This window comes from Nocardiopsis metallicus (genome assembly GCF_014201115.1).
Classification (GTDB): Bacteria; Actinomycetota; Actinomycetes; order Streptosporangiales; family Streptosporangiaceae; genus Nocardiopsis; species Nocardiopsis metallicus.
Window position 1 is genome coordinate 5,375,493 of the sequence record NZ_JACHDO010000001.1, and the last position, 20,639, is coordinate 5,396,131.

17 protein-coding genes and 2 pseudogenes are annotated in these 20,639 nt (G+C 67.7%); 13 read left to right on the forward strand and 6 right to left on the reverse strand.

Translation table 11 applies throughout. From position 1 onward, the window contains the following. Window positions 1-55 precede the first annotated feature (55 nt). A complete protein-coding gene (locus HNR07_RS23530) occupies window positions 56-421 on the forward strand; it encodes a hypothetical protein (protein WP_184366831.1) in 366 nt (121 codons plus the stop codon). 480 nt (window positions 422-901) lie between these two features. Continuing rightward, on the forward strand, window positions 902-2,326 hold the full coding sequence (locus HNR07_RS23535; RefSeq protein WP_312893591.1) for an IS1380 family transposase: 1,425 nt from the start codon (window positions 902-904) through the stop codon (window positions 2,324-2,326). Window positions 2,327-2,516: 190 nt separating this feature from the next. Here HNR07_RS23535 and HNR07_RS23540 read toward each other — a convergent pair whose 3' ends face one another. From HNR07_RS23540 to HNR07_RS36195, 3 genes are all read right to left on the reverse strand, one after another. Next, a complete protein-coding gene (locus HNR07_RS23540; RefSeq protein ID WP_246420464.1) occupies window positions 2,517-2,816 on the reverse strand; it encodes a hypothetical protein in 300 nt (99 codons plus the stop codon). A 7-nt stretch (window positions 2,817-2,823) separates the two neighbouring features. Continuing rightward, complete coding sequence (locus HNR07_RS23545; RefSeq protein ID WP_184372540.1) at window positions 2,824-3,090, reverse strand: AbrB/MazE/SpoVT family DNA-binding domain-containing protein; 267 nt, start codon at window positions 3,088-3,090, stop codon at window positions 2,824-2,826. Window positions 3,091-3,373: 283 nt separating this feature from the next. Then, window positions 3,374-3,805 carry a hypothetical protein gene (locus HNR07_RS36195; protein ID WP_184366832.1) on the reverse strand — a complete coding sequence of 144 codons (432 nt, stop codon included), beginning with the start codon at window positions 3,803-3,805 and terminating at the stop codon, window positions 3,374-3,376. A gap of 1,008 nt (window positions 3,806-4,813) precedes the next feature. Between HNR07_RS36195 and HNR07_RS35140 the strand changes: the two genes are divergently transcribed. The 6 genes from HNR07_RS35140 (at window position 4,814) to HNR07_RS23580 (ending at window position 10,298) form a co-directional block, all read left to right on the forward strand. After that, a complete protein-coding gene (locus tag HNR07_RS35140) occupies window positions 4,814-4,954 on the forward strand; it encodes a hypothetical protein (protein WP_246420467.1) in 141 nt (46 codons plus the stop codon). Between the two features lie 201 nt (window positions 4,955-5,155). Continuing rightward, the gene (locus HNR07_RS23560) at window positions 5,156-5,623 is read left to right on the forward strand and encodes a helix-turn-helix domain-containing protein (protein WP_184366833.1); all 468 of its coding nucleotides are present in this window, start codon (window positions 5,156-5,158) and stop codon (window positions 5,621-5,623) included. A 12-nt stretch (window positions 5,624-5,635) separates the two neighbouring features. Further along, a complete protein-coding gene (locus HNR07_RS23565) occupies window positions 5,636-6,187 on the forward strand; it encodes a PIN domain-containing protein (protein WP_184366834.1) in 552 nt (183 codons plus the stop codon). A gap of 1,046 nt (window positions 6,188-7,233) precedes the next feature. Continuing rightward, window positions 7,234-8,043 carry a transposase family protein gene (locus HNR07_RS23570; RefSeq protein ID WP_184371353.1) on the forward strand — a complete coding sequence of 270 codons (810 nt, stop codon included), beginning with the start codon at window positions 7,234-7,236 and terminating at the stop codon, window positions 8,041-8,043. A 476-nt stretch (window positions 8,044-8,519) separates the two neighbouring features. Next, window positions 8,520-9,050, forward strand: a complete 531-nt coding sequence (locus HNR07_RS23575; protein WP_184366835.1) for a hypothetical protein — start codon at window positions 8,520-8,522, stop codon at window positions 9,048-9,050. Between the two features lie 96 nt (window positions 9,051-9,146). Next, window positions 9,147-10,298 carry a glycerol dehydrogenase gene (locus HNR07_RS23580; protein ID WP_184366836.1) on the forward strand — a complete coding sequence of 384 codons (1,152 nt, stop codon included), beginning with the start codon at window positions 9,147-9,149 and terminating at the stop codon, window positions 10,296-10,298. A 12-nt stretch (window positions 10,299-10,310) separates the two neighbouring features. Here the strand turns inward: HNR07_RS23580 and HNR07_RS23585 are convergent, their stop codons facing one another. Then, complete coding sequence (locus HNR07_RS23585) at window positions 10,311-11,582, reverse strand: MFS transporter (RefSeq protein ID WP_184366837.1); 1,272 nt, start codon at window positions 11,580-11,582, stop codon at window positions 10,311-10,313. A gap of 67 nt (window positions 11,583-11,649) precedes the next feature. Here HNR07_RS23585 and HNR07_RS23590 point away from each other — a divergent pair, with 67 nt between their 5' ends. The 4 genes from HNR07_RS23590 to HNR07_RS23605 all read left to right on the forward strand — a co-directional run bounded on the left by HNR07_RS23590 (window position 11,650) and on the right by HNR07_RS23605 (window position 16,778). Beyond that, window positions 11,650-12,639 (forward strand): winged helix DNA-binding protein, encoded by a 990-nt coding sequence (locus tag HNR07_RS23590; protein ID WP_184366838.1) that lies wholly within the window; start codon window positions 11,650-11,652, stop codon window positions 12,637-12,639. Window positions 12,640-12,856: 217 nt separating this feature from the next. Then, window positions 12,857-14,239, forward strand: coding sequence for a 3'-5' exonuclease (locus HNR07_RS23595; RefSeq protein ID WP_312893957.1), 1,383 nt, complete (start codon window positions 12,857-12,859; stop codon window positions 14,237-14,239). After that, window positions 14,236-14,982 carry a DarT ssDNA thymidine ADP-ribosyltransferase family protein gene (locus HNR07_RS23600; RefSeq protein ID WP_184366840.1) on the forward strand — a complete coding sequence of 249 codons (747 nt, stop codon included), beginning with the start codon at window positions 14,236-14,238 and terminating at the stop codon, window positions 14,980-14,982. Before HNR07_RS23595 ends, HNR07_RS23600 begins: the two co-directional genes overlap by 4 nt. Further along, complete coding sequence (locus HNR07_RS23605) at window positions 14,979-16,778, forward strand: ADP-ribosylglycohydrolase family protein (RefSeq protein ID WP_184366841.1); 1,800 nt, start codon at window positions 14,979-14,981, stop codon at window positions 16,776-16,778. Before HNR07_RS23600 ends, HNR07_RS23605 begins: the two co-directional genes overlap by 4 nt. Window positions 16,779-16,833: 55 nt before the next feature. Here HNR07_RS23605 and HNR07_RS23610 read toward each other — a convergent pair. After that, window positions 16,834-18,276: pseudogene (locus tag HNR07_RS23610) on the reverse strand (M3 family metallopeptidase); the annotation flags it as partial. Window positions 18,277-18,407: 131 nt separating this feature from the next. Between HNR07_RS23610 and HNR07_RS23615 the strand changes: the two are divergent. After that, complete coding sequence (locus tag HNR07_RS23615) at window positions 18,408-20,075, forward strand: IS4 family transposase (protein ID WP_184360216.1); 1,668 nt, start codon at window positions 18,408-18,410, stop codon at window positions 20,073-20,075. A 3-nt stretch (window positions 20,076-20,078) separates the two neighbouring features. Here HNR07_RS23615 and HNR07_RS23620 read toward each other — a convergent pair. Beyond that, window positions 20,079-20,627 (reverse strand): annotated as a pseudogene (locus HNR07_RS23620) (M3 family metallopeptidase); the annotation flags it as partial. Window positions 20,628-20,639 lie beyond the last annotated feature (12 nt).

Sequence of the window (20,639 nt, forward strand, 5' to 3'; positions counted from 1 at the left end):
CAGTCCCCGAGAACGCACACCAGACAACGAAAATAAGACAAGGATAGGAAAATCGATGAGCCAAAGGTTCGACGAAGCCGTCCTGGACGTCTTGGTGGACGAGACGTTCGCCCCCACCGAAGACGGAGGCCCACACCCCCACCAGCTGCATGTGCGCATTGTCGGACAGGATTCGAACGGGTCATGGATCCCGCCCCGCATCGGAACCGTGACTCGGGAGCACGCAGAACCCGAAGTCGACGAGAACGATCAGGCCGCGGTTCCCGACAGTTTGTTCGACCACCTCCTCCGAGCCTTTCCCGGTGTGCGCTCGATCGGCTACGACGGCGAGTTCCTGGATCCCGACGAAGACGTGCCAGCGATCCTCGACGAAGAATTCACCTGGACCTGCCATCAACTGTGCGGCCAGGACCCGGTTTAGGCCTGGACAGGCGGGATCAGATGACCCGCCTTCCGGGGAGACCTCACCCGTTGGCGACGCCACAACCCATATCACCCCCGCGAGGTCTTCCACCCGAACACGTCAGCCGTGTACCGAACTGGGCCAAGGCGTACCAGCCCTGTACCAAACCGGTCCAAGACAAGTCAGCAAGAGAACCTCGAGCGGCCAGAGTACGACGTACTCATCGCCGAGGCCGGTCCGGGAGCTACCACCACGAACGGCGGCCCACACCCTGCGTATGCTGCAGCCAGAGTGGGGTATCACCGACGTAGCCCCCAAAGGCGAACGGCCGACGGCCGTCCTGTTGATCGAGGGCACCTGGGTAAGCGGTGCTCGTGCTCAGCCCCGGCTATTCAGCGGAATTGGGAGGACCGACCCCTGACAGCACGAAAGGTGCCCCTACCTGCAAAGATGTGACTGTCTAGGAAACATCACAGCAGAATCAGGAGCACCTTTCTGGTGCACGAGCCTACCTGGGACCACCGCCTGTCCGTGACCGCCAACAGCACCAACCTCGTCGGGCATGCCGGAGCCGTCCTGCTCCGCCAGCTCGCCGACCGCACCGGCCTCACCCGGGCCCTCGCCACAGCCTTGCCCACCAGCACCGCCAACGGCTGGCGGGACCGGGCCACCACCCTGGTCCACCTGGTCATCGCCATCGTGCTCGGCGCCCGCAACCTCTCCGAAGCCGAACGCCTGGGCCTGCACCACCGGCCCGTGTTCGGCCCACCCACTTCCGACTCCACCCTGCGCCGCGCCCTGAACGTCCTCGACGAGAGGGCCCTGGCGGCGATCGCCAAGGCCCGGCGGCAGATCCGCCGCCACGTGTGGACGCTGCTGCACCTGCGCCCCGGCGGGTTCCCCCAAGTGAAGGTCGCGGGCAAACCCCTGAAGGGATGGATCGTGCTGGACGCCGACGCCACGATCATCACCACCACCTCCAACAAGGAAGGGGCCGCACCCACCTTCAAGTCCAGTTTCGGGTTCCACCCCCTGGCCGCCTGGTGCGCCAACACCGGCGAGTGCCTGGCCATGCTGCTGCGCCCCGGCAACGCCGGAGCCAACACCGCGAGCGACCACATCAACGTGCTCACCTGGGCCCTGGATCAGGTCCCCGGCTCTTCCCGGGCCAAGATCCTCGTCCGTATCGACGGAGCCGGCGCCACCCACGACCTCCTCGAGTACCTGGAGAAGCTGAACACCAGCCGCAGGACGGTGCGCTTCACCGTCGGGTGGAAGATCACCACCGCGGACGAGGAGGCGATCGCGAAGATCCCCGAGAGCGCGTGGGAGAGCGCCGTGGACCAGAAAGGCGACCTCCAAGAGGGCTATGAGGTCGCCGAACTGACCGGGCTCAACACCCGCGAAGGCTGGCCCAAGGGGATGCGGCTCATCGTCCGCCGGGTACGCCCCTCCCGCCGCCACACCGCCAAGCTCACCGCCATGGAGAGGAAGACCGGTTGGCGCTACGCCATCTGCGCGACCAACATCAAGCGGATGCATCGGGTGCCGGGCTCCCACCAGGCCCAGTTTCTGGACGCGCTGCACCGAGACCACGCCGAGGTCGAGGATCGGGTGCGCACGAACAAGGCGATGGGGCTCGCGTTGTTGCCGTCATCGTCCTGGCAGGTCAACCAGGCGTGGGTGCTCGCGGCCAACCTGGCCGCGGATCTGGACGCCTGGCTGCGGTTGCTCACCCTGCACGATGCGGAGGACCTCGCGGATGCCGAGCCTGAGAGCATGCGGTTTCGGATCTACCACCTGCCCGCCCGTCTGGCCCGCCACGCCCGCCGCCGCTTCCTGCGTATCGAACGGTCCTGGCCCTGGGCGGAGGCGTTCACTACCTGCTGGCAGCGGTTGACCGCTCTGCCGACCCTCACCTGAGGATCGGGACCTGATCCGACGAGCAGCAGGAAGGAGGGAGCACGCAGTTCCGGGGTTCGTGGAGCCCGGCGCGCACCGCGGCGTCACGCGAGGGCTCGTTCCTGCCCGGACCAGGGACACCATGGGCGAAGTGCCGGATCAGAAGACGCGATCAGACCCCTGACGAATCCGGGCTGGACAACCAATTCTCTCAGGGCGGGCCGGGGTTGAAAATGGCGTGGGTACCCACCCGACGCCAGATCACGTGCGGCTTTCCGGGGAAACGCTCCTCCCCGTACTCCCACGTGGCTCGCCCGTCAGGGGCCCAGGTCATCTCGTAGACCCCCGGGGCACCCTGGACACCCTTGACCCGCAGGCCGGGCCGGAACTCCCCCTTCTGCACGTCGGGAGCGAACTCGCCCGTGACCACGCGCCGAAAGCGCGCGACCTGCTCCCTGGTCAGCTTCTTGAAGTCCGCCTTGAAGCGGGGGGTGGTAGCGAACGTGGCCAACTACTCTTCAGCGCTCCTGTTCAAGAGCGTCGAACATCGACTCCGCGTCCTCGAACTCCTCGGTGCGACCAGTGGCGATCTGCTCGCTGGCCTCCCGCTCTCCCTGCTGCCACTCCCGATCCCAGAACCAGGCCTGATCGGCCGGGACCACAGTCATGCCGCGCAGCACGACCTGTCCGTCCTCACCGATCTCGAACTCGACCTCGTCACCTTCGCGGATGTGCAGCGCCTCGGTGACCTCCCGAGGCAGGGTGAGCTGGTTCTTACGACGCATCACCGCACGTCGACGTCTCCCTTTCGTGTCGTGCATCGGTCGTCCTCCCGGCGGGGTAAGGGCCTTTCTGATGGGGCGTGCTCCAGGGGCTTCCCATCCCCGGAGACACACCTCGAGGATACATCTGAAGGTAAGAAAGTACGACTTTCTGACGCGAGCGTCTCAGGTCTAGTCTCGTTTGACTCCTCGGGAGCCTGCCTCTGTGTCGATGGTTGAGCGCTTGGTGCCGGATGAGTTGGGGGAAACTGTTTCAGCAAGTAGCGCACGGAGCGCTCATCCGACCTCAGGACAACGGGCGGCGCAGATACGGCGACCGCAAGACGTTGGCCCCGGTCATCTTCGTGGCCACCACCGGCTCTTCGAGCCTTCCGAACCCGCTGCGGATCAACGTTTCACCGAGTGGGCACTGGAACCGGTCGAGGCCAAGCCGCACCGCCAAGCCCTGCACGAACTCGGTGCCCACAGCGAACTGGACTGGTGATGGCGCACCGCCAGCCTGGTCAACATGCACGCCCTCAAAGAAGGACCTAACGAGTTCGAACTCTGTCGATCGAGGCAAGAAGAGGCCAAAGATCCACTTGATCACCGAACGGCCCGGAGCGCTCTCGGCCATGGGGACTAAGGGGCGAACCTGCATGACAGCCAGGCCTTGCAACCCTTTGATACGCGGCACACCCCTCTCCGAAATCGGGGCCATCAGGTTCGCAGCAGGCATCTAGGTAAATTTTTTTCTGGCTCCCTCTATGGGCCAGGTCTGACCACATACTCTGCCCATAAACGATCCGAAGATCGGGCCTGGGTCACGCCCCTTGAATCAGGTCCGGGCCTCGCCCAACAGGCCATGGACCTGGTGCAAGGGTCAGATCATGGTAGCTTCATCTGCTTGGTACAAACCAAGCAGAGGACTTAGGAAGAGGCCCTGGCACGCGCCCGGCACAAACCTTCCGGCACGAGGGCTCACAGGGTAACCCACCATGACACGGCGAACCCATCCTGACCATATAAAATGGCATAAAAGGGTACCTGATAACATGATGCAATATTGAACCATGCTGCTAATGCGGTTAGGGGGCAACCCCTTCATGGGTTCAAATCCCATATCCTCCGCGCTCTGACCTGGGGCTTCTCGCATCGTGAAAGTGAGAGAAGCCCCAGGTCTTCTCATGTTCAGGGGTCCACTGGCACAGGATCCGTGTCAGGTACACACGCCCGTCGCCCACGGCCCCCAACCCTGGCCGCTGAGCTGCGAGAACGAGCCTTCGGGCGACCTGGGCCCGAGAGTGCCGCAGAAGGCATGCGGCGCCAACCGGCGAAACCCAGCACGCCCGACAGCCCCAACCCGGCTGGATCCAGGTGGGCTTGTACCAAGCGAGAGTGACTGGCGTCACATAAAATGGGCTCGTCTTGTCACTGGGTGTAGCGGCCAGCGGGGCTTAACCCTGGATCTTGGACACGCTGGACCCGACAGGCGTCGGGAGGAAGCGAGAATCAGGGCATGGCCCGGACGTCTTGGCGGACGAGACGTTCGACCCCACCAAAGACGGAGGCCCAAACCCCCACCAGCCGCATGTGCGCATTGTCGGACGGGATTCGAACGGGCCATGGATCCCTTCCCGCATCGGAACCGTGACTCGGGAGCACGCAGAACCCGAAGTCGACGAGAACGATCAGGCCACGGTTCCCGACAGTCCGTTCGACCACCTCCTCCGGACCTTCCCCCGGTATGCGCTCGATCGACTACGACGGCGAGTTCCCGGATCCCGATGAAGACGCTCCAGCGATCCTCGACGAAGAATTCACCTGGACCTGCCGTCAACTGTGCGGCCAGGGTCCGATTGAGGCCTGGACAGGCGGGATCAGATGACCCGCCTTGCCGGGAGCCCTCACCTGCTGGCGACGCCACAGCCCATATCGCCCCCACGAGGTCTTCCATCCGCACACGTCAGTCGTGTACCGAACTGGGCCAAGGCGCACCAGACTCGCACCAAACCGGCCCAAGCCCGACCCAGGGCAAGCCAGCGATGGAACAGGGTTTCGTTTTTTTCGATTAAGGTAGAATGGCGCTATGGCGATGACACTGCGGGAACGAACGGTCCTTCCACCCGACGACCGGTCCGAGCTGACCAGACTCGCTCGTGACCTGACCGACGACCGCCGACCACGCGCGCGGCTCATCGGCCCGGACGGCTCGAAAATCGATGTCCCCGAGGAACTCTACGGAGTCCTGCGGGACGTCGTGGCAGCGCTTTCCCAGGGGTTGGCGATCTCCATCGCTCCGCACAACACCATGCTGACCACGCAGGAGGCGGCTGATCTACTCAGTATTTCCCGCCCCACCCTGGTCAGGCTCCTGAGCGAGGGCGAGATCCCCTTCAGCATGCGGGGGCGGCATCGTCGGGTACTCCTCCGCGATGTCCTGGACTACCAGGAGCGCACCCGGCAGGAGCGGGAGCAGGTCCTGGACCAGTTGGCGGTCGATGCCGAGGAAACGGGCCTGTACGACGTGACCTCCACCCCTGAAAACACCAGGTGAGAGTGGCAGGCAGTGGCTTTTCCCGCCTTTCTCGACACCTGTGTGCTCTATCCCGCGTACCTGTGCGACACCCTCCTACGGCTCGCGGCCGCCGGAGCGTACCGCCCCCTGTGGTCTGCCGACGTGCTTGACGAGCTCAGCCGCAACGTCGCCAAGCGGGGCATCGCAGCGGACAAGGTCGAACGCAGGATCACCCAGATGAACCGCGCCTTCCCCGACGCGACGGTGCACGGCTACGAGACACTGATCGACGGCATGAAGAACGACCCCAAGGACCGGCACGTCCTCGCTGGCGCCGTCCGAGCAAACGCCGAGGTCATCGTTACCTTCAACACGAAGGACTTCCCGGACACGGCGCTCAACCCCTACGACGTCCTGGCCGTGCACCCGGACGACTTCCTTCTCGATCAACTCGACCTCTACCCGGGACTGACGCTCGGCGTTCTGGAGAAACAGGCTGCCTCCTACCGCCGCGAACCGACGACCGTTCCCGGAGTGCTCGCCCTGCTGGAGCGAACCGGCGTACCCCAGTTCGCCGCCGAAGTCCGCCGACACCTGCGCTGAGCACTCCGAGGCACGAATTCGCATCGCCACGAACACCCGTGGAGTCCGACTCCGTTTTTCGATGAAGAATTTGGGAGCGACGAGGAACAAGATGCTGGTTTGGAGCACCCAAGACACCCGCTACGAAATAGCTCCAAGGGGTGCTGCTGGGCTGGATCTACTCATGTGGCACGCACCATAGACCGTTCCCCCAGCAGCACCTACCTGACACGAGTTAACGAAGAACTACTGCTGTTTCTGGTACCCGATCATCAGTTGATCTCCCTGAAAGCTCGGTCGAGCACGTCCGCAGGATAGGTGTCAACTGACCCAAACCCGGCGTCCTGGCAGGGAACCGGCTGCTCCCCTCGTGCGCGCATGAGCGCCCCCGCCCGAGTCCCGGCCTTGATGAGGTGGGGACGGTTGGTTGGGTGACCATGGAGCTTGGCGTAGGCAAGGGCTGTGAACCAGTCGTAGCGACCTTCGACAGCAGCGGGCTTTGGCTCGATGCCCTGTTGGGCTTCTCGTGGTAGCTTCATCTGCTTGGTACAAATCAAGCAGATACCTTGGCCAGAGTTCCTGGCACGAGCCTGGCACAAACCTTCCGGAACGAGGGTTCACAGGGCATCGCATCATGACACGGTGAATCCCTCCTGGCCTTATCAAATGGCACCACAGGGCACCTGAAAACAGGATGCAATATTGAACCATCGCGCTGCTAATGCGGTTAGGGGGCAACCCCTTCATGGGTTCAAATCCCATATCCTCCGCGCTCTGAACTGGGGCTTTCCGCACTGCGGAAGGCCCCAGGTTTCTTTATGTGGCCGCTCAGCACGCACCGCGCGCACGCACACCTCCCAGGGTCACCGCTGTCGACGGAATCCGGGGGACTGTCGCGCCGTACTCCTTCACTGAGGTTTTCTCAGCGAAATGATCTCTGCGGAGCAGGGTGATTTTCGGATCCCCGCCGGGCCGGACGAGTGGCACCTGGATGCGAGCAGACGTAAAGCCCCTGGTAGGACAGGTCTCACCACAAGATCATGTCCGTAACCACCAGAGGCTTCACGTTGGTCACCTATTCTGCCACCCTCGACGTCCCACGCCACATCGTCGAGTTCCTCGCCCGACACCTGGCCGCCCACCGCCGAAGCATCGCCACTCCGAAGGGCTCACGGGCACTCGGGCCGTTCCGCCAAGCGGTGCTGGTGCTGCGCTGGTTCCGTGAGCGCGGCTGTGTGCACTGCCTGGCCCGTGACGCCGGAATCTCCCAGGCCACCAGCTACCGCTACCTACACGAAGGCATCGACGTCCTCGCCGGCCAGGCCCCCGACCTGCACGAAGTCTTGGCCAATTGCCACAACGAAGGGATAGCGCGCGTAGTCTTGGACGGCACGCTGATCGCCTCCGACCGCCTCGCGGGCGTCCGCGAGAACGGCAACGACCTGTGGTTCAGCCAAAAACACAAGGCCTTCGGCGGCAACATCCAGTTCCTATCCGCACCGGACGGCACCCCGCTGTGGGTCTCCGCAGTCGAGCCCGGATCCACCCCCGACATCACCGCCGCCCGCCTCCACGCCCTGCCCGCCCTGTACAAGGCAGCGGCCGAGGGCCTGCCCACCCTGGCTGACAAGGGCTACCAAGGCGCCGGTATCGGCGTGCACACCCCCATCAAGCGCCCTACGGGCCAGGGCGAAGGGGCTCTGCACGTGGACACACGGATGTATAACGCGCTGTTGCGGCACGTGCGTGCGCTCGGTGAGCGCACCGCCGCCGAACTCAAGGAGCGCTGGCGGACGCTGAAGTACGTCACGCTTAGCCCGAGCCGGATCGGAGACATCGCCCGTGCGGCTCTTGTCCTCAACAGGCAGTGGAAATGATCTTCGCTGAGAAAACCTCACTGGAACGACGGGGCCGCATTCGTGTCAGCAGTGACCGGGGCAAGATCTGGATCGGTGGACGAGCCGAGATCGTCCTCTCAGGATCTGCCGTCCTGTGATGGTTCGTGCCCGGTGTTGAACAGACTGCCGAAGCCTGTACCCAGATCATCGCGGGGTCGCCCGGTCAGCAGGTGATCCAGCTGCCACAGCCTGTTTCCGCCACACAGGGAACCGCTGATGCGATGAGGGGCCAACCCCTTCACGGGCCCAAATCCCCTATCCTCCGCCGACGAGAAGGAGTTCCCGCCCCACGTGGCGGGGCCCTTTCACCGTGGCCGGTCCCGGTGGTCTTTCGGAGGCGGCCTCAGGGGTAGGTGGTCGGCATGAACGAGCGCTTGCCTCCCCCACGCGACCTCCACGCGCGCGTGCTGCTCCACGGTCTCCGCCGCCCCGGACGATTCGCCTTCTAACAGGGGGTGTTCGCCGGGCTCTTCTTCGGGACCGCGATGGCCGCGCACGCGGCAGGCACGGGCCGCGCCTCGGTTGGGGAGGCGGCCCTGCTCGGTCTGGCCCTGGGCACGGGCTTCGGCCTCCTCCTGGGCCACTCTTTCCCGTGCCAGAACCGCTCCGGGGCTGTGGCCGGGCGCTTCCCGGCCGGAACCGACCCCGACCAGGCGGTGCGGGCCTACGAACTCCTGCTCCTGGGCCGCCCGGGCGAGGACCCCGCCACCAACGAGACCGCCCGCGCGCAGGCCGAGCAGATCCTGGCCTCACGCAGCGGAGCCTGGCTCACCGTCCCGCTGTTCCTTCTGTTCGCAGCGGTGTCCGCGGGGGTGGCGGTGCGGATGCACCTGGACGCCGCCCCTGCTTTCTCCGTCTCCTCCTTCGCGGTGATGTGCGTCCTGCTGGTGGTGGCGGCCGCGGTCTCGGCACCGTTGAACGCGGGCGCGCGGCGCCGCTCCCACGAGTTCCTGAAGGCCATGGAGGCCCGCGACGGTCAGGGGTGAGGCAAAGAACGGGGCAACCTCGACCACCCGACGTTTGGGCGGGCGGGACAGTGGTCAGGCCGGGGAGAGGAACCACCAACCACAGGGGGAACTTCCATGGCCTCGAACACTCCGTCCCTGCGCGTCTTCGCCTCACCCGACCGCTACGTGCAGGGGCGGGGCGCGATGGAGCAGCTCGGCGCCCTGGTCGGCAAACTGGGTTACAAACCCCTGGTCCTCACCGACGACGTGGTGCGGGACCTGGTCGACGACACGTTGACGCGCTCCTTCAAGGAAGCCGGTGTGCCGCTGACCTTCGAGCGGTTCGGTGGGGTCCCCACCAGGGCCGAGTCCGAACGGGTCGGCGAGGTCATCGAGGAGAACGGCCACGACGTGATCGTGGGCCTGGGCGGCGGGGCGGCGATCGACGCCGCCAAGGCCGCGGGCGACAACGCCGGGGTGCCCTGGGTGAGCGCCGCCACGGTGGCCTCCACCGACGCGCCCACCTCCGCGCTCTCCGTGGTCTACACGGAGGAGGGCGCCTTCGAGTCCTACCGTTTCTACGACCGCAACCCCGCTCTGGTGGTGGTCGACACCCAGCTGGTGGCACAGGCCCCCGCCGCGTTCCTCGCGGCGGGGGTCGGCGACGCCCTGGCCACCTGGATCGAGGCCCGCGCGCTGCGGGGCACCGACGCCCCGAACATGGTGAACGGACTCCCCACCCGGGCCGGGACCGCACTGGCCCAACTCTCCTGGGACATCCTGTGGGAGTCCGCCCTGCCCGCGCTGGACGCCGTGGAACGGGACCTGGTGACCCCGGACGTGGAGGCGGTGGTGGAGGCCACCACCCTGCTGTCCGGACTGGGCTTCGAGTCGGGCGGGCTGGCCGCCGCGCACGCGGTGCACGACGGCCTCACCGCGGTGGACGAGACCCACCACCTGGCCCACGGCGAGAAGGTCAACATCGGCTCGCTCACCCAGTTGCTCCTGGAGGGCGCTGCCACCGCCGAGGTGGAGGAGTTCGCCGAGTTCACCGCGCGGGCGGGCCTGCCCACCACGCTCACCGAGGCGGGTCTGGGCGACGCCGACGACGCGCTGTTGGACCGGGTGGTCGAGGCCGCGATGACCCCCGAGGAGACCATCCACAACCTGCCGTTCACCCCCTCGCACCGGGACGTGCGCGACGCGCTCCGTGCGGTGGAGGGGGTCGGCCGCCGGGCCAGGGAACGCGCTGGGCTGGGCGAGCCCGAGGCGCCGGAGAGGAACTGAGCCGGGGACGGGTCACCCCGGTCGGGTCGAACCGTAGCCGCCCTGTGGGTCGGGGCCGCGCAGGCGGGACAGGGCCAGGGGGATCCAGCCGAGCAGGCTGACCGCGGCGCCCACCGCGAGGGCGGCGCGTACGTCCCAGAGCTCGGCCACCGCGCCCGCGTACAGGGCTCCGATGGTGAGGGCTCCGGTCATCAGGAACCGCAGGGTCGCGGTCATCCGGCCGATCATCCGGTCCGGGGTGACCTGCTGGCGCAGGGTCACCTGGACGACGTTGAGCGTGCCGATCCCGAGCTGGGAGAGCGCCCAGACCACGCTGACCGCCCAGAAGTTGGCGGTGGTCAGGAAGGGCACCGCCAGGGCGCCGACCCCGGTGACCAATGAGCTCAGGACCAGGGTCCTCCCGGTACCGAGGTGGACGGCCAGGCGGGTGGAGACCATCGAGCCGAGGAGGACCCCGACCGCGCCGACCATGAAGAACAGCCCTGCGCGCCCTTCGCTCAGGCCGAGGTCGGTGACGATCAGGACCGGGGCCAGCACGATCAGCGGGCTCAGGCCGAGGTTGACGATCAGGGTGGACGCGGCGACCGGTCGCAGGATCTCGTGGCCGAACACGTACCGCGCCCCTTCCCGGATCTGGGCGAGAAGGCGGCGCTCGCTCCGTTCCGGTTCTGGCTCCTGGACCCGGACAGCGGCGGTGACCAGGGACGACGCGCATTGGGCGAGGCCGTTGAGCAGCAGGACGGCGGGGGCGCCCAGGAACTGCACCAGGTAGCCGCCGCTGCCGCGCCCGACCAGGATCGAGGTGGACTGCAGACCGGTGAGAGCGGCGTTCGCGGGCAGGAGCCGGTCCCGGCCGACCAGGGCGGGCAGGAAACCCTGCTGGGCGATGCGGGAGAAGAGCGCCGCCGCTCCGCCCAGCAGGGCGCACACGTAGAGCTGGGTGAGGGTCAGGGCCCCCAGGGCCCAGGCGAGCGGGATCGACAACAGGATCAGGCCGTGCAGGAACTGGCTGACGACGATCACCGGGCGGCGGCGGAACCGGTCGGTCCAGACCCCCGCGGGCAGACCGATGATCAGGTAGGCGGCGGTGGTGAGGGCGCCCAGCAGGCCCACCTGTCCAGGGGTGGCGTCCAGGGTGAGCACCGCGAGCAGCGGCATCGCCAGGGCGCCGACCTCGGTACCCGTGTCGGCCATGGTGCGGGCGGCGAAGAAGCGGCGGAAGCCGGCGGAGGCGAACGGCCCGCAGGCGGATTCCGGGGTGGATTCGGAACTGGTCGTGGTCATGCGGGCATGGTGTGCGCACCGGTGGCTGGGGCACCATGAGTTCGGACATGGCCGAACCGGAGGCGTGATGATCGAACTGACCTTCAGTACCGAGGAGATCACCGGCAGCCGGTTCGCTGTCTCCCCGCTGTGGGAGGTGGTGGCCGCGCGCATGCAGCTGACCCGGCCCTGCCCCGACCCCGTGTACCGGCCGTGGATCGAGGAGGTCGCCCCCCGGGTCCGGGCAGAGGAGAAGGCATGGCCGCTCTTCGCCGAACTGGTGCGGCCGGGCGCGAGAATGGTGCCCGCCCTGGTGTGCCCGGTGCCCTCGCTCGCCATGCCCGATCTCCCGCTGGAGCTGGCGGCGGTGCGCGCCCAGCCCGCGGAGTTCGTACGTGCCTCCCTGGACCTGGTACCCGACGCGCGTGGACCCCAGGTGGAGCGGCTGGTATCCGCCCCAGAGGACGGGTTGCGGCAACTCGCCGACGAGGTCCAGGCGTACTGGGAGGTGGCCCTGGCCCCCTACTGGCCGCGGGTGCTCTCCCTGTTGGAGGGCGAGGTGCTGTACCGCGCCCGACGGCTGGCCGAGGGCGGTGTAGGGCACGCGTTCGCCGACCTCGACCCGAGGATCCGCTGGCGGGACGTCACGCTCCGGGTTCCAAGCAAGCTGGTCGACGGCCCGCGCGACCTGGACGGACGGGGCCTGGTCCTGACCCCGTCGGTGTTCGTCCATCCGGGGGTGTGGCACATCCTGTCGCCGATGGCCCCGCCGACCGTGCGCTACCCGGCCCGCGGGGTGGGGACCCTCTGGGAGCGGCGGACGACCACCGTGTCCGATGCCCTCACCGGGGTGCTCGGCCGGACCCGGGCCCTGCTGCTCTGGGAGGTGGACACCCCCGCGAGCAACGGGGACCTGGCCAGGCGCACCGGGAGGTCGAAGGCCTCGGTCTCGGAGGCCCTGACCGCGCTGCGCCGGGCCGGGCTGGTCAGCGCCCACCGCACCGGACGCTACGTGCTGTACGCGCGCACAAGCGTCGGCGAGGCCCTGGTCGCCGGGGCCCGTCCGGATCCGGAGTGATCGGCGACGGAAGGATGCGAGAACCGAATACACATGCTCGTGTTTTCGGGCAGTGGAACAGCGCACCCCGGAAACTCAGAGCTGCACGGCGTTTTCGCAGGTAAATAGCGTGCGGTCGCCCCGAAAAACGGCCTGATACCCCCGACCCGGCTTAATTCACGAAACTCCGCACCGGTAATATATGTGCAATAAACACCGCGCCCTGGAGGAGACTTTCGTGAACCTTCCCCGCCCCACGGGACACCAGCGGAAGGTCATCTACCTTCCCGAACAGGGCCACCAGGTGGTTCTCGGCAGCGCGGGGACCGGAAAGACGGTGATGTCGATCTACCGGGCAAAGCACCTTTCCCAGCCTGGTGTGCGATGGTCCGGAAGGACACTGCTGGTCACCTCCGCCAAGGCGCTCGCGGGGCACCTGCAGGACATGGCGCGGGGGGCGGCGGGGAACCTGGACGTGCGCACCTACGGCCGCTTCGCCTGGGGCTACCTGCACAGCCGCGGCCTCATGCGGGGACAGAACATCGTCAAGTCCAGAACGCGGACAAGCCTTGTGAAGCAGGCGATCAAGGCAGTGTCGGCGCACCATCCGGGCCACCGGTTGTTCGAGCGCGAGGTGACGTGGTTCGGGGACGAGCTCTCCTGGATCACCGGTATGGGGTTCCAGGAGGAGAGCGCCTACCTCAAGGCCGAACGCAGGATCAGGGCCCGGATCCCGGAGAACTCCAGACCGATCATCTGGGAGATCCTGGAACACTACCGCGAACTCCGCGCGGAAAGGGGATACGATTTCGACTGGGACGACATCGCCATCACCGTACGCGAGCAGCTACAGGACGATGATCAGGAGAGGTTCTATCGCCACATCGTCATCGACGAAGGCCAGGACCTCTCCCCAGAGGAAATCCGATCGCTCGCAGACGCCGTTTCTCCAGACGGCTCGGTGACTTTCTTCGGTGACTACGCGCAGCAGATCTACGGGCAGGCGATGTCCTGGAAATCGTGCGGACTCAAGGTGAAGCGGGTGGAGAAGTTCCAGGACAACTACCGGAACTCCACTGCTATCGCCAAGGTGGCGCTCGCGCTGAGTTCGGGGCCCTTCTTCGGTGAATCCGAGGATCTCGTCGAGCCCGTCGCGCCGAAGGCCGCCGGCCCCAAACCCACCCTGGTGAAGTGCGCGGACGAGCGGGAGGAGATCGAGATCGCTCGGCGGATCGCGCTTCGGCTCAGCTCCGAGGGGACGGTCGCCGTCATCGGCCGCACCTGGCAGGAGACCGAACGGGTCTGCCAGGGGCTCGAGTCCCAGAACATCAAGCAGATCTCGTACTCATGGAACGCGCCGCCCGGCGTGTACCGGTCCACCTACTACTCGGCGAAGGGGTTGGAATTCAACTCGGTGATCATCCCCTTCTGCGGTGACGCGCTCATGCCGAGCGAGAAGGCCCTGGACTCCTTCGGTGAGGAGGATGCCATGGCACGCGAGGCGAAGCTGCTGTACGTGGCGATCACCAGAGCCAAATCCGATCTCGTGATCACCTACAGCGGCGATCGCACCCGGCTCCTGCCCTCCGCCCCCGACCTGTTCGCGGAGGTCCGCCCGTGACCTCGTCCCCCACACCCCCGACAGCCGAACCCCCCGGCTCCGAACCCTCGGTACCAGATGCCCTGCGCGCCTGTGGCGCCACCCGGCTCGCCCACTTCACCCCGGCAGTGAACCTGTCGTTCATCCTCGAGGACGGCAGGATCCGCAGCAGCGCGGATCTGGCGGAAAAGTCTCCCGACTGCTTCTCCCCCACGGACCGGGAGCGCTTCGACGGGCACCCGGACAAGATCTGCTGCACGTTCGAGTACCCCAACGGCTACTATCTCGCCCAGGCCAGGAACAAGCCCGCGTTCACCAACTACCGCGACTGGGTGTGCCTCTTCCTCGACATCTCCCTCGTCACCCGACCCGGGACGCTCTTCGCACCCCACAACGCTGCCACGGGCGGAGGAGCGCACCTGCGGGCAGGGGGCGCGGGGCTCGCCTCCTGCTTCGCGGCCCAGGTCGGCACATGGCGGCGGGGGGCGCGCCACCTGCCGGGAGCCACCACCGACCTCCAGGCAGAGGTTCTGGTCCCGGGACCGATCGCCGTCGAGCACATCTCGGCGGTGGCGGTCCGTACGGCGGAGCAAGCCACGGCCGAGAGATCGCGGCTGACCATGCTCGGCCTGGACCCCGACACCTTCACCTGGGTCGTCTCGCCCCACCTGTTTGACAAGGAGGAGTTGCGTAGGAGGATCCACGGTGGGATCGACATCCCGCTGATCCCCTGGGCACCCTCAGCCGATGGAGAGACCGTATGACGGAGCCAACCCAGCTGGACCTGACGGACCGCGGCCGCGGCCTGCTCCTGGGCGCCGCGGCGGGCGACGCCCTGGGCTGGCCGCAGGAACAGCGCAGCGGGATCGTCGGCGGGAAGAGCAGCCGCTCCACCGAGCCACGCTGGGCGTTCCGTGCTTGGGACCGCTGGGGCGGCCACCGGTTCTCCCGCTACCGGGACCCGGTGGCCGCGGGTGAGTACAGCGACGACACACAGCTGCTGCTCGCGACCGCGCGGGCCTGTCTGCGCGGAGAGGGTTGGCGGTCCTGGCTGACCAGCACGGAGCTGCCGGTCTGGCCCCTCTACCAGCGCGGAGGCGGTCTGGCCGTGCTCAGGGCCTGCCGTTCGTGGGCCAAGGGCAGGGCCCCCTGGGAGGCCGACGCGAAGACGGCGCACGCGTACTTCGCGGCCGGAGCCAACGGAGCGGCGATGCGTATCGCCCCGCACGCGCTCCTGCTCGCCGAGGACCCGTCCCCGCGCGAACTCGTCGCGAGGGTGGTCCTGGACGGAGTGACGACCCACGGCCATACGAGAGCGCTGCTGGGCGCGGTCGTCTATGCGCTGGCCGTGCGGCACACGCTCCGGCTGCACCCGCCCCTGGAGTACGGCGGCCTGGTCGGTGAGCTTCTGAAGCAGACGGACTGGGCGGATCCGACCGTCCCCCACGAGGTTCTCCCCAAGACCTGGCTGGACGCGTTCCACCAGCACAGCGACCTCGACTTCCACCGTTCGTGGGAGTCCACCGCCAGGGAGATGACAGACCTGCTGAACACGGCCCAGCACTCCATGCAGCGGGCCGCCCTGGCGGACGACGAGGAGACGATGCGGGCACTGGGCTGCTTCGACCCGAAGGTGAACGGGGCCGGGACGGTCACCGCCGCAGCCGCCTGCTACCTGGCGGACCGGTTCTCGGTCAAACCCCGGGCGGGCCTGCTCAAACCCGCCTTCCTGGCTGACGCGGACACGGACACCCTGGCCTCCATGACCGGAGGCGTCCTGGGGGCGGTGCACGGTACCCCGTGGCTCACGGAGCTGTCACCCGCGCTCCAGGACCACGCGTACATCGCTTCGCTGGCCGAGCGGCTCTGTTCCGCCGCGGGTGAGGGGCCCCCGGCGGCACCGGCCCCGGCAGGGCCAGCCGCGAGCGGTGGCACATGGTTGGAGTCTCTGGCGGACCCGGAGGGGCCGCACGACTTCGCGGACGGCCGCACGGTGACGGCGGTGGAGCGGGAGCGCCTGGAGAGTTCCGGGAAGCAGGAGGTGGAGCGGGTGCGGCTCGTCCTCGGGGACGGACAGCACGTCATGGTCGACCGCCGTGAGAAGCCCGCACACGACAGGCCCGCACGCGAGGCCGCAGCCACCGAGACCCGGGAGCCCCTCGAACGAGCCGAGCGGCGGCCACCGGAACCGACCGCGGTCGTCAGCCGTCTCGCCCTCCAGGTGGCGGACCTCGAACGGACCCGCGAGTTCTACGCCGGCATCCTCGGCGCACGGGTCAGCCAGAACGGTCCCGCCCTGTACCTGAGCCGCTGGCTGGCCTTCCTGGACAGCGGCGGGGAAACGCCCTCGCTCTTCGGGAACAGCGCCCGGATCACCCTGGCCAGCTCGGACCCCGAAGGCGTCAGCCGACGAGTGGACGAGAGCGGGGTCGAGAGACTCCCCGCAGGCCCCCAGGACGTGCCCGGCTCCCTGCGCGTACGGGACCCGGACGGCAACGAGGTCCTGGTGTGGCCCGCCTCGGACGCGGCCTCCAGCAACCAGAGCGGGCCGCACACCTGATCGGCGGGTGCGGCCCGCTGCGGGGGCGGGCCGCACCGCCGCGCCCGGGGGCGCCCTAGTTCAGGCCCTTGCGGGTGAGCAGGGGTTCCATCCGGGGCTCACGCCCCAGGAACTCCGTCACGGCCTCCATCGGGTCGACGCTGCCGCCGCGGGAGAGCACCTTCTCCCTGAAGCGGTCGCCGCCCGCGCGGGTGAGGCCGCCGTTCTCCTTGAACCACTCGACGCTCTCGGCGTCCAGGACCTCACTCCACACGTAGGAGTAGTAGCCCGCGCTGTAGCCGTCGTCGGAGAAGATGTGCTGGAAGTACGCGCTCCGGTAGCGGGGGCGGACCAGCGGGTGCAGGGCGCCGACCGCTTCCAGCGCCCGGGCCTCGAAGGACGCGGGGTCCTCGACGGTCTCACCCGGGGCCAGGCGGTGCCAGGACCAGTCCAGCAGCGCGGCCGCGAGGTACTCGAAGGTGCCGAAGCCCTGGTTGAACTGGCTCGCGGCGGTCAACCGCTCCACGAGGTCGGCGGGCACCGGTTCACCGGTCTCGTGGTGCTTGGCGTAGTTGGACAGGATCTCCGGCCAGAGCGCCCACATCTCGTTGACCTGCGAGGGGAACTCCACGAAGTCGCGGGGCACGCTCGTGCCCTCGACCCGGGGGAAGCGCACCGCCGACAGCAGGCCGTGGATGGCGTGGCCGAACTCGTGGAAGGCCGTCTCGACCTCGTCGAAGGTGAGCAGCGTGGGCCCGGACACCGGTTTGGTGACGTTCAGGTTGTTCACCACCACCGGCTTCTCGTCCAGCAGGAACGACTGGTCGACGAGGTTGTGCATCCACGCGCCGCCGCGCTTGGTCGGGCGGGCGTAGGGGTCCAGCAGGAACAGGCCCAGAGCGGTGCCGTCCTCGTCGAACACCTCCCAGACGCGCATGTCCGGGTGGTAGCCCCTGAGGTCGGCGCGCTCGGCGAAGGTGACCCCGTACAGCAGGGTCGCCGCGTGGAAGACGCCGTCCTCGATCACCCGGCCGAGTTCGAAGTAGGGCCGCAGCACGCTCTCGTCGAAGTCGTAGCGGGCGTTGCGCACCTGCTCGGTGTAGAAGGGCCAGTCCCACGGCTCGATGTCGTGCCCGGCGTGCTCGGCCAGTACCCGGGCTTCCTTCTCCACGTTGCGGCGGGCCGGACCGACCAGCTGGGCGAGCCGCTCCTCGACCGCCTCGACGGTCTTGGCGGTCTGGTCGGCGACCTTGTACGCCGCGTGGTCGGGGTACCCCAGCAGCTGGGCACGCTCCGCCCGGATCGCGGCCATGCGGGCGGCGATCTCCAGGTTCTCCGGGGCGCGTTCGGCGCTCAGGGTGTACAGGCGCTCGCGGACGGCCCGGTTGGTGAGCTGGGCCAGGGCGGGCTGCACGGTGGTGTTCAGCAGCGGCAGGACGTACTCGTCACCCTGCTTGATGGCGCTGATCTGGGCCTCGTCGAGACCGTCCAGGTCGGCCGCGTCAGCGGTGACGAGGGCAATGCCGTTTAGTTAGCGCTTCAGGCCAGATGTCAAGCCTGTAACACCACCCGCAACCACCCAGCACAAAGAACGGGACCTCCGATAGAAGCAGGAAATCGACCAAGATCCACCTGCGCCCGGAGGCCCCGTTGCCCGACCAGTATGCCACCACCACAACCTCTGCCACCCGCACGATCACCGTGGCCGCTGGAATCTACGCCCCCGGCCACCTGGGCGAGCTCACCCGCTACCTCCCCTTCGACCTCATCGACGCCGCCCTGGAACACACCCGCACCCAGCAACAACGACTACGCCGCCTGCCCTCACGGGTCGGCGTCTACTTCGTGCTCGCCCTCACCCTGTTCCCCCACCTGGGATACGCCCGCGTCTGGGACACCCTCGTCGCAGGCCTGCACGGCCTACCCGTGCCCCGCCCCAGCCAATCCGCCCTCAGCCACCTACGCCGACGTTTGGGAGCCGGCCCGTTCAAAACCCTCTTCGAGACCCTCGCGGTTCCTTTGGCCCAACCCGCGACCCCCGGCACCCGCTACCGGCACTGGCGCACCGTGGCCTTTGACGCCTGCCACTCGATCAAAGCCCCTGACAGCGAACGCAACCTCACCTGGCTCCGCAAAATCCACTACCAGCAAGGCGTGGAAGGCTACCCCCGCCTGCAGATCACCACCCTGTGCGAGACCGGCACCCGCTCCCTGCTGGGAGCCACCCTGACCCGAGCCCCCAGCGGCGAACCCGACCAGGCCCGCCCCCTGCTGGGCCTGCTCACCCCCCAGATGCTGGTCCTGGCCGACCAGGCCTACCAAGGCAACACCTTCCTGGGCGAGCTCGCCACCACCGGAGCCCAACTCCTGATCCGTTTGCACCCACGCCGCCGCCCCCGGGTGGAAACCCTGCTACCGGACGGCTCCTACCTCACCCACCTGGACGGGCTCAAACTCCGCGTCATCGAAGCCCGCATCACCGCCACCACCCAGGACGGGCAGCAGGCCAGGGGCGTGTACCGGCTGGCCACCACCCTGCTCGACCACCGCACCGACCCCGCCCCACAGCTGCTGGCCCTCTACCACGAACGCTGGGAGATCGAATCGGCCTTCTACTCCCTGCGCCATACCCTGCTGCACCGTCGCGTGTTGCGCTCCCAGGACCCGGTCGGCCTGGAGCAGGAGGTGTGGGCCCTGTTGGCGCTCTACCAAGCGCTGCGCATGGCCATGGTCGAGGCGGTGGAGTCCCGGCCGGGCACCCACGCCGATCGGGCTGGGTTCACCACTGCCCTGAACACCGCCCGATGTCAGGTCATCACTGCCCAGCAGGTGCTGCCCGACGATGACGATCCCGGCCGGGGCGGAAGCATCGTTCAGGCGGTGTTGGACAACCTGCTCCCGGCCCGCCGTGCTCGGATCAGCGCGCGCAAGGTCAAGTGTCCTCAGTTGCGTTACGGCTACGCCGATCCCGAGCGGCCGCTCGCCACCCACCAGGTGCAGAAAGTGGAGTTGGAGATCTTGGCCCCTGCGCCTGGGGCCGTGGTGGGCCCCAAACAGTCCGCAGCTCAACCGCTGGCACCTGGAATCCGCCCTGGTGGGTCCAAGGAGCGCACGATGCGCCTGTTGGGTTCTGGTCCAGACCGAGGTTGGAGCCCGATCGAGGTGGCTCGGGCTTTGGGTTATCCCCATTACCGGAGTCTGGCCACGCAGATGGGCGTGTGGGTCCAGGAAGGGTTCCTGCAACGGATCGCTCGAGGCCGTTACACCCTGGCGCCACGGTGGGCGAGTTCGGGGTTGACAGCTCAGCCTGTCCCTTAACTAAACGGCATTGGTGACGAGGGCGTTCTCACTGGTCGCCTTGACGACGTTGCGGGAGAACTCGGTGCCGAGCTCGGCGAGCCGGGCGTTGAGCTCGCGCAGCCGCTCCTGCTCCTGGTCGCCGAGGTCGGCACCGGCCTTGACGAAGTCGAGTCGGTACCGCTCCAGCAGCCAGGACTCCTGGGGGTCGTCGGTGGTGACCTGCTGGACGCGGGCCCACAGCTCGCGCTTGAGGGAGATCGCGTCCCGGTGCCGGGCGGCGAGGGGGACGATCCTCTCCTCGATCTCACGGATGCCGTCGGTGGCGTCGGAGCCGGTCAGGGTGTGCAGCACGACCTCGACCCGTTTGAGGGTGGCGCCGGAGCGCTCCAGCGCGGCGATGGTGTTGTCGAAGGTCGCGGGCTCCGGGTTGCGGACGATCGCGTCGACCTCGGCGAGGTGCTCGGCCACGCCCTGTTCGAAGGCGGGCAGGTAGTGCTCGTCACGGACCGCCGCGAAGTCGGGCAGCCGGTACGGGAGTTCGCTGGGTGACAGGAACGGGTTGGCGGTCAAGAGGTGGTGCTC